Source organism: Flavobacterium sp., from assembly GCF_031363805.1.
Taxonomy (GTDB): Bacteria; Bacteroidota; Bacteroidia; order Flavobacteriales; family Flavobacteriaceae; genus Flavobacterium.
The window spans coordinates 1-13,442 of the sequence record NZ_JANLVD010000143.1 but is presented as its reverse complement, the minus strand read 5'-3'; the positions used below and the strand labels follow the sequence as shown (position 1 = coordinate 13,442).

The 13,442-nt window shown below is 31.9% G+C and carries 16 protein-coding genes, 1 tRNA gene and 1 pseudogene; 7 read left to right on the top strand and 11 right to left on the bottom strand.

Annotation, left to right across the window (positions count from 1 at the left end):
• From RMN92_RS08605 to RMN92_RS08595, 3 genes are all read left to right on the top strand, one after another.
• Positions 1-1,245: dipeptidase (locus RMN92_RS08605; RefSeq protein ID WP_309609062.1), on the top strand; the 1,245-nt coding region annotated here is incomplete at its 5' end.
• A gap of 12 nt (positions 1,246-1,257) precedes the next feature.
• Complete coding sequence (locus RMN92_RS08600) at positions 1,258-1,809, top strand: rRNA adenine N-6-methyltransferase family protein (RefSeq protein ID WP_309609061.1); 552 nt, start codon at positions 1,258-1,260, stop codon at positions 1,807-1,809.
• Between the two features lie 286 nt (positions 1,810-2,095).
• Positions 2,096-3,202: a DUF4407 domain-containing protein gene (locus RMN92_RS08595; protein WP_309609060.1), complete on the top strand. Its 1,107-nt coding sequence runs from the start codon at positions 2,096-2,098 to the stop codon at positions 3,200-3,202.
• A 132-nt stretch (positions 3,203-3,334) separates the two neighbouring features.
• Here RMN92_RS08595 and RMN92_RS08590 read toward each other — a convergent pair whose 3' ends face one another.
• From RMN92_RS08590 to ruvC, 6 genes are all read right to left on the bottom strand, one after another.
• A complete protein-coding gene (locus RMN92_RS08590) occupies positions 3,335-4,132 on the bottom strand; it encodes a PH domain-containing protein (RefSeq protein ID WP_309609059.1) in 798 nt (265 codons plus the stop codon).
• Positions 4,133-4,202: 70 nt separating this feature from the next.
• The gene (locus RMN92_RS08585) at positions 4,203-4,574 is read right to left on the bottom strand and encodes an MmcQ/YjbR family DNA-binding protein (protein ID WP_309609058.1); all 372 of its coding nucleotides are present in this window, start codon (positions 4,572-4,574) and stop codon (positions 4,203-4,205) included.
• 38 nt (positions 4,575-4,612) lie between these two features.
• A complete protein-coding gene (locus RMN92_RS08580; protein ID WP_309609057.1) occupies positions 4,613-5,323 on the bottom strand; it encodes a cyclase family protein in 711 nt (236 codons plus the stop codon).
• A gap of 99 nt (positions 5,324-5,422) precedes the next feature.
• Complete coding sequence (locus RMN92_RS08575; RefSeq protein ID WP_309609056.1) at positions 5,423-5,707, bottom strand: GIY-YIG nuclease family protein; 285 nt, start codon at positions 5,705-5,707, stop codon at positions 5,423-5,425.
• A 14-nt stretch (positions 5,708-5,721) separates the two neighbouring features.
• Complete coding sequence (gene hemW, locus RMN92_RS08570) at positions 5,722-6,864, bottom strand: radical SAM family heme chaperone HemW (RefSeq protein ID WP_309609055.1); 1,143 nt, start codon at positions 6,862-6,864, stop codon at positions 5,722-5,724.
• Positions 6,865-6,947: 83 nt separating this feature from the next.
• On the bottom strand, positions 6,948-7,502 hold the full coding sequence (gene ruvC / locus RMN92_RS08565) for a crossover junction endodeoxyribonuclease RuvC (RefSeq protein WP_309609054.1): 555 nt from the start codon (positions 7,500-7,502) through the stop codon (positions 6,948-6,950).
• 218 nt (positions 7,503-7,720) lie between these two features.
• On the opposite strand from ruvC, the gene RMN92_RS08560 reads away from it, so the two are divergent.
• Positions 7,721-8,647: a hypothetical protein gene (locus RMN92_RS08560; protein WP_309609053.1), complete on the top strand. Its 927-nt coding sequence runs from the start codon at positions 7,721-7,723 to the stop codon at positions 8,645-8,647.
• Positions 8,635-9,744 carry a glycosyltransferase gene (locus RMN92_RS08555; protein WP_309609052.1) on the top strand — a complete coding sequence of 370 codons (1,110 nt, stop codon included), beginning with the start codon at positions 8,635-8,637 and terminating at the stop codon, positions 9,742-9,744. Before RMN92_RS08560 ends, RMN92_RS08555 begins: the two co-directional genes overlap by 13 nt.
• 212 nt (positions 9,745-9,956) lie before the next feature.
• Here RMN92_RS08555 and RMN92_RS08550 read toward each other — a convergent pair whose 3' ends face one another.
• On the bottom strand, positions 9,957-10,421 hold the full coding sequence (locus RMN92_RS08550) for a hypothetical protein (protein ID WP_309609051.1): 465 nt from the start codon (positions 10,419-10,421) through the stop codon (positions 9,957-9,959).
• A 54-nt stretch (positions 10,422-10,475) separates the two neighbouring features.
• Here RMN92_RS08550 and RMN92_RS08545 point away from each other — a divergent pair, with 54 nt between their 5' ends.
• Positions 10,476-10,976: a DUF456 domain-containing protein gene (locus RMN92_RS08545; RefSeq protein WP_309609050.1), complete on the top strand. Its 501-nt coding sequence runs from the start codon at positions 10,476-10,478 to the stop codon at positions 10,974-10,976.
• 164 nt (positions 10,977-11,140) lie between these two features.
• On the opposite strand, the gene RMN92_RS08540 is transcribed toward RMN92_RS08545, so the two are convergent.
• The 4 genes from RMN92_RS08540 to RMN92_RS08525 form a co-directional block, all read right to left on the bottom strand.
• Positions 11,141-11,214: transfer RNA gene (locus RMN92_RS08540), tRNA-Asp, on the bottom strand.
• A gap of 85 nt (positions 11,215-11,299) precedes the next feature.
• Positions 11,300-12,226, bottom strand: a complete 927-nt coding sequence (locus RMN92_RS08535) for a DUF58 domain-containing protein (protein WP_309609049.1) — start codon at positions 12,224-12,226, stop codon at positions 11,300-11,302.
• A gap of 229 nt (positions 12,227-12,455) precedes the next feature.
• On the bottom strand, positions 12,456-12,776 hold the full coding sequence (locus RMN92_RS08530) for a hypothetical protein (RefSeq protein WP_309609048.1): 321 nt from the start codon (positions 12,774-12,776) through the stop codon (positions 12,456-12,458).
• A gap of 167 nt (positions 12,777-12,943) precedes the next feature.
• Positions 12,944-13,102 (bottom strand): hypothetical protein, encoded by a 159-nt coding sequence (locus RMN92_RS08525; protein ID WP_309609047.1) that lies wholly within the window; start codon positions 13,100-13,102, stop codon positions 12,944-12,946.
• Between the two features lie 249 nt (positions 13,103-13,351).
• Between RMN92_RS08525 and RMN92_RS08520 the strand changes: the two are divergent.
• A pseudogene (locus tag RMN92_RS08520) lies at positions 13,352-13,442 on the top strand (IS1595 family transposase); the annotation flags it as partial.

Below are 13,442 nucleotides of genomic sequence, written 5' to 3'. Positions count from 1 at the left end.
GAATTTATAAAAAACCAGCTCGAAAAAGCAGGTGCGGACAAGGTTGAGATCTGTCCTACGAAAGGTCATCCTATCGTCTATGCTGAAAAAATAATCGATGCAAAATTACCAACTGTAATCATGTATGGACATTACGATGTTCAGCCTGTCGATCCTCTCAACCTTTGGGATTCACCACCATTCGAACCTGTAATAAAAAACGAAGAAATCTATGCACGTGGTGCATGCGATGATAAAGGACAAATCTACATGCACATTAAGGCATTCGAATGGATGATGAAAACAAATTCGCTGCCGTGTAACATTCGTTTTATGATTGAAGGCGAAGAAGAAGTAGGATCAAAATCGCTTTCATGGTTTGTAGAACGCAATCAAGAAAAATTATCATGCGATGTGATTTTAATTTCAGATACTGGAATGATTTCCAACCAACAACCATCCATCACAACAGGATTGCGTGGATTGAGCTATGTAGAAGTTGAAGTAACCAGTGCCAATCGTGACCTACATTCTGGTTTATATGGTGGTGCTGTAGCCAACCCAATTAATGTGTTGTGCAAAATGATTGCATCGCTTCACGACGAAAATAATCATATAACTATTCCGGGTTTTTATGACAATGTTGAAGAATTATCTACAGAAGAAAGAGCTGAAATGGCTAAAGCGCCTTTTAATCTCGAAAATTATAAAAAAGCATTAGACTTAAATGATGTTTACGGAGAAAAAGGATACGTTACCAATGAAAGAAACTCCATTAGACCAACTTTGGATGTCAATGGAATTTGGGGAGGATACACTGGCGAAGGTGCAAAAACAGTCATTGCAGGTCAAGCTTTTGCAAAAATATCAATGCGATTGGTGCCAAATCAAGATTGGGAAACCATCACAGAATTATTCAAAAAACATTTTGAAAGTATTGCACCATCTGGTGTAAAAGTTAAGGTAAAACCACATCATGGCGGACAAGGTTATGTAACACCAACTGACAGTATTGGCTACAAAGCGGCCAACAAAGCTTACACAGAAACCTTTGGAGTTCCAGCAATTCCTGTACGCTCTGGCGGAAGCATTCCTATTGTTGCCTTATTCGAAAAAGAATTAAAAAGCAAAACCATTTTAATGGGATTTGGCTTGGATTCCGATGCAATACATTCACCAAATGAACATTTTGGAATTTTTAATTACTTGAAAGGCATTGAAACCATTCCATTATTTTACAAATATTTTGTAGAATTAAGAAAATAATCACAAAATATTTTGAGTAAAACAAAATTCTTATCCGAGGTATTCAAATCAGGAGGAACCATTGGAGCATTGTCTCCAAGTTCCTCTTTTCTTGCTGAAAAAATGCTAAAACCAATTCACTTCAAAAATGCCAATTGTATTGTCGAATTTGGACCTGGAACAGGCGTTTTTACGCATAAGTTGCTAGAACAAATGAATGTTGATGCTAAGCTACTCGTATTTGAAATCAATCCAGCTTTTTATGAAGAACTACAAAAAATTGACGATGCCAGACTAGTCATCATCAACGACAGTGCCGAAAAAATAGAACATTATTTAGATGTAAATTATTGTAATAAAGCAGATTATATCATTTCATCCTTGCCTTTTGCAATGATTCCAGATGAAGTTGTTGATACAATTCTAAAAAAATCCTTCGAATCATTATCAGAAAAAGGAAAATTTATCCAGTTTCAATATTCGCTAAATGCATTGTCAAAATTAAAATCGATTTATAACAAAGTGAAAATCGATTTTACATTCCTGAATCTTCCTCCCGCTTTTGTTTTTAGTTGTAGTAAGTAGAAATATTACTTTTTGGGCGTTCCTTGTTGGCGAAAATCTCAGTATATAAGTTACATTACGTAGCAACAAGGGCGGGCTTTCGCACTCGCTTTTTTTATTTTGTCATTCCGAGCGCAGTCGAGGGACAAAATAAAAAAGAGCTCAAACAATTGCTCAATCCCTAACGCAACTTTGCGTAGCAGGGAATTTTTTTATTGGGGTAATTTAAAATAAATCAACGTTTTATGTCTAAATTAAAAATTTGGCGTTAAATTTGTTATCAATCAATCATCAAAATCAAATCACAATGTTAAAACGATTTTTTATTCTGTGCTCAGGCGCAGACAAAAACCTCCTTGAAGGTTGCTCCGAAGGAGAACAAACCAAATACGCAGGTATTGGCGCCACAGTTTTCTTTACCGCAGTAATGGCTTTTATAGCAGCTAGTTATGCGCTTTTTACTGTTTTTGACAATATTTATTATGCCTCTTTTTTTGGTTTTATCTGGGGATTACTCATTTTTAATCTTGATCGATTTATTGTTTCCACCATTCGAAAACGTGACAGAATTGGGAGCGAATTTCTACAAGCTACGCCTCGTATTATTTTGGCTATGATTATTGCCATCGTAATTTCTAAACCATTGGAAATTAAAATTTTCGAAAAAGAAATCAATACGGTTTTACTAAAAGAAAAAAATGATTTGGCTTTGGCCAACAAAAAGCAAGTAGCAAACTATTTCAAAACTGATTTAGACAAAAATAAAGCTGAAATTGACAGTCTAAAATCGGATATGATCAAAAAAGAAAAAGAAGTAAACGCATTATATTCTACTTATATCACAGAAGCCGAAGGCACTTCTGGCACAAAAAAATTAGGCAAAGGACCAGTTTACAAAGAAAAAAGACAAAAACACGATGCTTCGCTCAAAGCTTTAGATACTTTGCAAAAAAATAATTTGGCGAAAATTGCGGTTTTAGAGAAAAAATCAAAAACCTTACAAGCTGATTTAGATAAAAAAGTAACAGAAACGCAACCCATTATTGACAGCTTCGACGGATTAATGGCAAGAATTAATGCTTTAGGGAAACTGCCTTGGTTGCCATCATTTTTTATAATGTTGCTATTTTTAGCTATTGAAACTTCGCCAATCATTGCCAAATTATTATCTCCAAAAGGAGAATATGATTTTAAATTGGAAGACAATGAAACGGCTTTGAAAACTCATATAGAGCAAAACAACTACCAAAGAAATCTGCAAAAACAAACCGATGCGTCTATTTATGATAAAATTTATGCAGACATCAAGGATGAAAAAGATTTGTATGAATACAAGAAAAAAGGAGCCGTTGATTTATTAAAATTGCAATCCGATTATTATGTGGAGAAACAAAAAGGTGTTATGGAATCTTAATGTTTTTTTGAAATATCTCTACTGAGTGCGCCCTGCCATTAACTTTTTGCCTTCCTACGAGTTGGAGCCAGCTTTCCACTAAAATACATTATATTACTGGGTGAAGTATTGTATTGAAAGTCATTAAGGTTTTTACATATATGCCAAAATTTCTTTTTTATAAGTATCGTATTCTCCTTGCATAATCAAACCATTATCCAAAAGTCTTTTATAGTTTTGAAGTTTGGCAAAAAGCTCATCGCTACTCATTTCGCTTAATTTTTTTTCTCCTTTGAATGTTGGCGTAGCAACCTCTTGAATTGGCTCATAATGAACCGAATTTGCTGGAACAATTTCAGAAAAACTAAAAACTTCTTCCGTTTCGACTTCTTCAATAATTTCATTCTCAATTGGATCAGAAACTAAAAACGAAATAGGTGCTTCTTCTTCTAAAATATCTTCAGAAACTTGATTTTCAATTGGATCAGATGCTAAAAATGATACTGATTCCTGATTAGGAATTTGTGGCTCGACAACTGGATTTATTGCTACTGGATTTTTAATTAAATCCAATTGCTCCTTGGCATAAGTATGCAACTTTCGTGCTTGGGTTTTTGGAATATAATCAATATTAATAACCAATTCTGTTTTGGTTGAAAATGAAAATTCGGAACCCAATATATTTTCTTTTACAAATGTTCCTGCAATATCATCCCAATCATAATCGACAATATCCATAGACAATCCCAAATTTTTGGGTTTGCACATAATAATTCGTTTGTTGGTCAAGACAATACTGTCTGGAAAAACATTGATTGCTGGTTTTTTTTGAACTCCAATATATCCTATTTCCTCATTTTTCATTAACAAATCTTGCAATTTATTAGTGATTTTTTCAATGGATTTTGGATCTTGGTCTTCATTTAAAAATTTTTTGAACTGTTCTTTCATAATATTTTAGGTTGCTAAGTCAGAAAATAACTCAGTCGTGGTTTTTAATTTTCAAAAACAAAAGTAACATCTAATTTTCTAATTCGATAATTTCCATTTGAATTTTTTTGGTTAAACTTTTAAAAACCAATTCGTAGGAATGGTCTATGAGTTCTTTTATCATTTTATCCGAAACTTCTTGATTCACATTTATGGTATTCCAATGAATTTTGCTCATGTGATAACCCGGTTGAATGTCATTGAATTCTGCTCGTAATTCTTCCGCTTTATCAGGATCGCATTTTAAATTTACAGTTGGAGTTCCTTTTTCCCATTGACTTAATGATGATAAGGCAAACATTTTTCCGCCCACTTTGAACACGAGCGTATCTTCATCGAAAGGGAAATGTTCGGTTACCGCTTTTTTGGAAAGGCAATATTGATAATAAGTTTCTAGATTCATTTTTAATCAAATTAAACCTAACAGGTTTTGAAAACCTGTTAGGAAATTTTATACAAAACAGGTTTACTCGGACTGGCATCATTTTCAAACGAAGCAATTTGTAAATTCAAAAAATAACTACCATCAAGTATTTCATCAGCAACAAAAATCATTTCAGTAATGGTGCAATCCAATCTGGCATCGGCATTCAAATTATTAACATCTTTTACATTCCAAAATGCTTTATGCGCTAATAATTTTCCTTCATCTTCTTCTCTATCAACGCTTGGCAAATCTATTAATAAATGTTTTATTCCGATTTCGCGAATGAAAATTGCTGCTTCTTCAGAAAGATACGGCGGATTGGTATGTGAATATTTTTTCGATTTTTTCTGTTCTAAATTAGGTAATGTTCGAATGATAAGAGCTTCAATATTTTTATGCTTTGTCACATCGAGCGCATACGAAATGCTTTCTTTTGTAATAATCAAATCTTCACCAACAATTTTCGGTTCAACCGATATCAATTCAGCAGTGAAAAAAAATTGTTTCAAACTATCATTAATACTATAAAAATCTCTCGTAATATGTCCCAAACATTCCGTATGCGTTCCATGTCCGTGTGGATTGAAAAATATGTTGTTGAAATTAGTCGAACTTCCTTCGGAAACCTTTCTAACCCAATCGCCCACTTTTACAGGTTCTATTTCTGGTTTTTCAATGTACCACGCAATCGGATTTTCATCGGTATTGGTTAATGAAATAGACATATCAAGGGGTTTTTATAAATAGATTTGAAAATTATTGATTGTTGCTATCATTTATACTGAACTCGTTTCAGTATCTCTTTTTTATGAGAGATATGTTGTTTATAATCCCAAATATAAATCTTTTAATTCAGGATTTGACACTTTTGCTAAATTCCACTTCCAAGTTTTATGCCAGTTCTTTAATTTTTTTTCTTTAATAAATGCTTCTTTATAATCATCGAACTCTTCAAAATAAATCAAAACAGTAGCATTATATTTTTTAGTAAAAACAGCTCCTGTGCCATTAATATGCTGTTGAACTCTGATTTTTAAATTTTTTGTAGCACCAACGTACAAAACTGTAAAATTCTTGTTTGTCAAAATATATATATAGCCTTTAATCATATCAATTAAATTTTCTAAAGATCCTGAAATGAATTCAGGATAAATAAATCTGATGCAATTCCATCGCACAAAAATTTTCCTTTTTTTGTTGGTTTTAAAATATTATTCTCCATAAAAAGCAATTCGTCTTTTAAGAATTTTTGAGATTGTTTCTGTAAATATTCTAAATAATTTTGACCAAAATTGGTTTCAATTTTATTTAATGAAACGCCCCAAATGGTTCGTAATCCTGTCATAATATATTCGTTGTATTGATCGGTTTTGGTGAGTATTTCTGTTTCCGATGGCAATTTACTTTCTTGTATAAATTTTAAATAAATGGCATTATTCGAAATGTTCCAACTTCTGTTTTTTCCATTATAACTATGTGCGGAAGGCCCAATTCCAATGTATTTTTTTCCTAACCAATACGCGGAATTGTTTTTAGAAAAATAATTCTCTTTTCCAAAATTGGATAATTCATAGTGAATAAAACCATGCTCCTCCAATGTTTTCAACAATATTTGAAAATGCTCGGATGCTACTTCGTCTTTTGGTTGCGCAATTTTTCCAACTTCAATTAGTTTTTTTAAGGCAGTTTTTGGCTCGACTGTCAAGGCGTAACTTGAAATGTGATTGATTCTAAAACTTAAAGCGGTTTCAATGTTTTGTTTCCATTTTTTGTTGCTCATACCCGGAATTCCATATATTAAATCAATAGAAATATTATTGAAATATTGGGTGGCAATCTCCAAACAATTTTTGGCTTCCGCCGAATTATGTGCGCGATTCATCATCTTCAAATCGTCTTCAAAAAACGATTGTATTCCAATTGAAAGACGATTGATTCGATTGTTTGATAATTCGATTATTCGATTCTCAGATAAATCGTCAGGATTTGCTTCTAAAGTAATTTCGGGATTTTCGATTACTGTGTAATTTTTGTAAACAACATCTATCAAAAATTTAATGTCTGCAATTTGCAATACTGAAGGAGTTCCACCACCAAAATAAATCGTTTCTACAGTTTCATTTTCGAATTCATTTTTACGCATTTCAATTTCTTTGGCAATAGCCAAAACCATTTCGTCTTTCTTTTTCATTGATGTCGAAAAATGAAAGTCGCAGTAGTGGCACGCTTGCTTGCAGAATGGTATGTGTATATATATTCCTGACATTTTCAATTAGATAATTTGTAGTTTTGAGAATGGGATAATGAATTTTTTTTAATACTAATTAATTTTCTAATTGACAAATTATCTCATTTTCTAATTTTACTTTCATTTTCTTTTACAAATGCATCCCAACCTGAATAACTTGTGGTTCCAACCACTTTACCAGAATTAAAAAAATGACAAACTGCTGCTGCCAAACCATCGGTAGAATCAAGATTTTTTGGCAATTCTTTTAGATTTAATAATTGTTGTAGCATTTTTGCGACTTGCTCTTTACTGGCATTTCCATTTCCAGTAATGGCCATTTTTATTTTTTTGGGTTCATATTCGGTTATTGGAATATCTCTGGAAAGTCCCGCCGCCATTGCCACACCTTGTGCTCGGCCTAACTTTAACATTGATTGTACATTTTTGCCAAAAAACGGCGCTTCTATAGCAATTTCGTCTGGATTGTGTGTATCGATAAGCTCAATAGTTCGTTCAAAAATAACTTTTAATTTTTGATAATGATTGTCGTACTTACTCAAAATCAATTCATTAAGTTGGATAAACTCCATTTTTTTACCAACTGCTTTGATAAGCCCAAAACCCATGATGGTTGTGCCTGGATCGATACCTAATATGATGCGTTCGTTTGTCATATTTTTAATCCTGCAAGATTTTGAAAACCTTGTAGGTTTATTCTAAATTAAACTTACACCTACAAGGTTTTTGAAAACCTTGTAGGTTTATTCTAAATTAAACTTACACCTACAAGGTTTTTGAAAACCTTGTAGGTTTATTCTAAATTAAACTTACACCTACAAGGTTTTTGTAAACCTTGCAGGATTGCGTTATAGTTTTCCTTTACTTTGCAACCATGATTTCAATATCTCACAAAACTAAACAATTCCTTGTTCTTGGCATCAAAATTTTGATTGTTGTTGGTGCATTTTATTTTATTTACAAGCAATTGGCAGATAATGAAAAATTAGATTGGCAAAAATTTATTGTTTTATTTCAAAAAAATCAATCTGTTGTCGGTATAATCTTTATTTTATTTTTAAGTTTTCTGAATCGGTTTTTGGAGATTTTGAAATGGAAAAATCTAGTTTCTTCTTTTAAAATAATTTCTATTGGCGAGGCTACAAAGCAAGTTTTGGCGGCACTTACTGCTGGTATTTTTACACCAAATGGTATTGGAGAATATGCTGGAAAAGCGTTGTATTTTGAAAAATCGAAAACCAAACAAATTGTTTTTTTAAACTTGATTTGCAACGGAATTCAGTTGATTTTGTCTATTGCTTTTGGAACTATCGGGTTGTGGGTTTTGGGTTTTAGATTTTGGGTTCTCATGATAGTTGGTTTTGCTTTATTGTTTTTTGTTTTAACTTTTTTCACCAAAAAAATAAAAATTAAAGGTTATTCCATTGAAAAGTTTATTAAGAAAATTAACGAAATTCCCAAAGCAATTCATCAAAAAAATATTTTATTGGGAATGGCGCGATATATTACATTTTCGCATCAATATTATTTTTTGTTTTTGACTTTCGATGTGCAGTTGCCCTATTTTACTATGATGGCAACTATTATGACTGTTTATTTTTTGGCTTCATCGTTGCCCAGTTTTCAGTTTTTGGATTTTGCCGTAAAAGGAAGTGTTGGTGTTTATTTTTTCTCGTTAATGGGAATTAACGAATGGATTGTTATTTTTATCACTACTTTAATGTGGTTTTTGAATGTGGTAATTCCAGTAATAATTGGTAGTTATTTTGTGCTAAAGTTTAAACCGAAATGGAAATCTTAGTTTTTATATTTTCGATAATTGCCTTGGTATATTTCAGTAATATCCTTTGGTTGATTATGGGTTTTTCGAAAATAAAGAATTTTGAAGTTTCAGAAATTATTCCAAAAACGAAATTTACTATTATTGTTCCCTTTAGAAATGAAGACGAGAACTTGCCTAAATTGCTAGATTCGATTTCAATGTTGGATTATCCGATGAATCTTTTTGAAGTGATTTTGGTGGATGATGCCTCAGATTTTAGATTTCAGATTTTAGACTTTAGATTTCAGATTTCTCTTATTGATAATCTCAGAAGTTCCAATTCTCCAAAAAAAGACGCTATAAATTCGGGAATAACAATTGCTAAAAACGATTGGATTATTACTACCGATGCCGATTGTGTGGTGCAACCCAAATGGCTTAAAACTTTCGATAATTATATTCAAGAAAACAACCCTAAAATGATTGCTGCTGGTGTTTTTTATAAAACAAAAGGTAGTTTTCTTGATCATTTTCAGCAGTTGGATTTGTTGAGTTTGCAAGGTACAACTATTGGAAGTTTTGGAAATGATAATACATTTATGTGCAATGGTGCCAACTTTTGCTATCAAAGATCATTTTTTTATGAATTAAATGGTTTTGATGGAAACTCGAATATTGCCAGTGGCGATGATGTTTTTTTATTGCAAAAAGCGATTACTAATCATCCTGAAGTTGTTCGTTTTTTAAAATCTGAAATGGCAATTGTGGAAACTCAAACAATGAAAACTTGGAGAGATTTGTTTTTTCAACGGGTTCGTTGGGCAAGTAAAACGGCCAATTACACTAGTTTTTATGCAAAACAATTGGGTCTGAGTGTTTTTTTGATGAATTTGTTTTGGGTTTTGGATTTTGGGTTTTGGATTTCAAGTTCTTCTGGTTATTGGTATTTTTTATTGTTTTTTTGGATAAAATTCATAATAGACTTTATCTTGCTAAATAAAACCGCCAGATTTTTCAAAATTCGTTTAAAACATATATTATTTTGCAGTTTGGTTTATCCTTTATTTTCGGTTTTAGTGGTTTTATATTCTATTTTTGGAAAATATGAATGGAAAGGAAGGCAATTTAAAAAGTAAGATTAGAATATTACTAGATTCTACTAGCCTAGATTACTTCCCATAAATATTTATTTTTATTGGAGTTCAGTGAACTTTGTTTGAAATGGAAAGCTTTTTGAATTCCGTTTTTTAATTTTTGCAAAGCGAACAAAGGAAGCTCTTGCAGGAATTTAAAAAAACTTAAACGGAAGAAAAATCTTGAAATGAAAAGCAAGAAATTGCTACAAAAACTATTTTTTTTTTAAAATTACTGGCAGAATAAATTGTGATTTTACTTTCATTCCCCTTTTTATGGCTGGTTCTACCGTTGGAAAATCATTAAAATGAATTTTTAATAAACTGTCTATTTTTGATTTATTTAATGTGTCTTGAGATTCGAAAACCAATTTTGAATCTGGCAAAACGGTAATTTTTAGGCTTAAACTGTCTATTTTTGGATACAGTTTTTTAATAGAATCTATTGCTAGTTTTTGCTGTATGGTTTGGCTTAAAAAACTAAAAAAACAATTCTTTCTTTCTTCTTTTTCAATAATACTGTCGCACTGCGAAGCACTTGGGAACTCATCGACTTGATCCCAATTAATTTTATTCAATTCTTTTTTGACCAAATCATCTTTTGCAGGCACATTTTTTTCAAAATACTGACAGCTTTGAAAAATCAGCAAAAATAATAAGATTTGGAAAATATTTTTCATTTGCAAATTCAAAAATACTTATTTTTAGGGTCAAAAATACTAAATTTCTGATTCATGGACACTATTTTATTGGTACTTGGTTTAATTTGTGTAGTTGCTGGAATATTTGGTAGTTTTTTGCCAGTGCTTCCTGGACCTTCGATTAGTTGGTTGGGTCTGTTATTATTGCATTTGACAACTGCTATACCAAATAATTATTGGGTTTTGGGAATAACACTTTTAGTTACCATTGTGATTGCCATTCTAGATTATGTAATTCCTGCCAAAGGTACCAAAAAATTTGGCGGTAGTTCCTATGGTGTTTGGGGAACCAATATTGGACTTATTGTTGGATTTTTTATTCCTATTCCGTTTGGGTTTGTTGTGGGTGCTTTTTTAGGTGCTTTTATTGGAGAATTAATTTATGACAAAAAAGACAAGAAACGGGCTTTGAAAGCGGCAACAGGTTCTTTTTTAGGATTTTTGGCTTCGTCGTTTATGAAGTTTGTGGTTTGTTTGATATTTCTAGGGACTTTTTTATATATAGTTTGGCAAAATTCGGAAAGACTTTTTTGACTTAAAACAAAAAAGCCATTCATCTTTCGATGAAAAGCTTTTCACTGGTCTAACTACTAAACCGTGCTACGAGTTACAAATTCGTAGCGAACAACACAACTAATTTTAGGTACTTTTATGGGGCAAAAAAGGTTTTCATTTCTGAAAACCTTTATCCCTTAAAGCGGTCTGGACGGGACTCGAACCCGCGACCCCGTGCGTGACAGGCACGTATTCTAACCAACTGAACTACCAAACCCTCGCTTTATTGCGGTTGCAAAGATACAATGATTTTTAACTTTTGCAAGTGTTTTTTTAAAATATTTTTAAAAATTGTTTTTATTTTATCCAAATTTTTGTTTCTCAACAAGATAGGTTGACATTATTTTTTCGAATGATTCGTCTACAGACACTGGAACATACTTAATTTTGTACAATGCACAAGTGTTTGCTACTTTTTCAAAGTAAATTTTTACTGCTTTTTCATACTCCAACTTTACATTCTCAGCAAATAAGTTTATTTCTTCTCCAGATTCCAAATCAATGAATTTGCGCGGCGTATTGTCGTAATTTAAATTTAATTCGGTTTTTTTGTCGACCACATGAAATAGAACTACTTTGTGCTTGTTGTGTTTTAAATGTTGCAAGGCTTTGAAAAGTCTTTCATCATCCTCTTTTTGAAACATATCTGTAAACAAAACTATCATAGATCTGCGGTGCATTTTTTCGGCTATTTGATGCAAATAAGTAATCGTATCCGTATTTTTTGTTTCTTTTGGTGTTTCAAGAATACTTTCCAGTTTATTGAGCAACATTCTATGATGACGATCAGATCCTTTTTCTGGCGAGAAATATTCGTAGCTATCTGAAAAAATACTTAAACCTACGGCGTCGCGTTGTTTTTTAAGCAAGTTCATTAATACTGCCGAAGCTAATACTGAAAAGCCAATTTTATTTTCATAAAAAAATTGATTTTCGTTTAATTTTGGATAATGCATCGAGCTAGAATTGTCAACGATTAAATGACAACGCAAATTGGTTTCTTCTTCGTATTTTTTAGTATACAATCGGTCGGTTTTGGCAAAAAGTTTCCAATCGATATGTTTTGTGCTTTCGCCAACATTATAAATTTTATGTTCTGCAAATTCGGCAGAAAAACCATGAAAAGGACTTTTATGCATTCCAGAAATAAAACCTTCTACAATTTGATTGGCGAGCAATTCCAGATGCTGAAAACTGGATATTTTGGCTATTTGAGATTCTAGATTCATATCTCAAAGGTATTGAAAATTATGAGATTCTGAAACAAGGTCAGAATAAGAAAAAAAGCTTGACTTTTTGCCAAACCTTTTCTAACAACTAAATCAAACAATAAACTGTTATAAACTTTTTATAGATTTCAAATATCTGAATCAAAAACACATATACTCGTCCAGAACCCGAAGTTTCACCATTTAATCCTGCAAAACCGACCATATTAGGTGTTTTACTTTTTAGCAACTAAAATGTAATTTTCGCTCTTGTGCTGGATGTATAGATACTGGTAAATATGTTTCCAATCATGTACCATTCGCCAATGATTTTGGGTTGGTTGCCATTTGTAATTTCTAAAACACCATTCGCTTTAATTTCCCATCGCAATTGTGTTGCTATAGTATTATTAAAATCGAGTGTTGTAACAGATCCATACCATATATTAATCATATCGATAGGATATTCCTTTATCGGACCCGCAACAGCTTTTGCTTCTTCGTCTTTGCTGCAGGAAAATATGCAAAATGCGAAAATAAATAAGGATAATATTGTTTTTAAATTTTTCATGCTTTAATAATTTAAAAATGTAATGTTAAATTGATAAATGGTATACCCAAACTTCCAATATTGTAATTTGAAGTTTTTCCAAAATTTGCAATTACAGGTTCTGCATTTCCTATTTTTGTGGTAGTTGTAAATTCGCCTTCATTGCTAAATCCTACACGATAAGTGTACTATGCACCAAGTGAAAATTTTGGAAATATAAAATATTCTGCACCCAAAAAACTTTGAACGCCAGCTCCAAAACCTACACTTTTTTTTAATTCACTACTTTCTATAAAAGCACCTGTAATTGCATTTGTTTTTGATTCTCCAAATGAACCAGAATTCATTGTAACCAATACATCTGCCCCGTAAAAACCTTGTAATCGTGTTTTCCCTCTTCGCCATTCCTTTCCAAAACCAAGCGTGACGCCTAAACCAGTTTGTTTAATAAACTAAGCTTCATTATTAGCAAAATTAATAAGTTCCGAATTTGAAATATAACCAAGTTCTGCCACAACTCTGTAAGCAGAATTATCATTAATATATTTTTTGAGGTGTTCTGATAATTACTTATAATTTTTTCGTATATTTAAAGTATGGAAAAGTTTACAGGACAAAGTATTTTAGAATTTACAGATAAGTTCAAAACGGATTTAGATTGTTTAGAATATTTAGCAGAAATAAAGT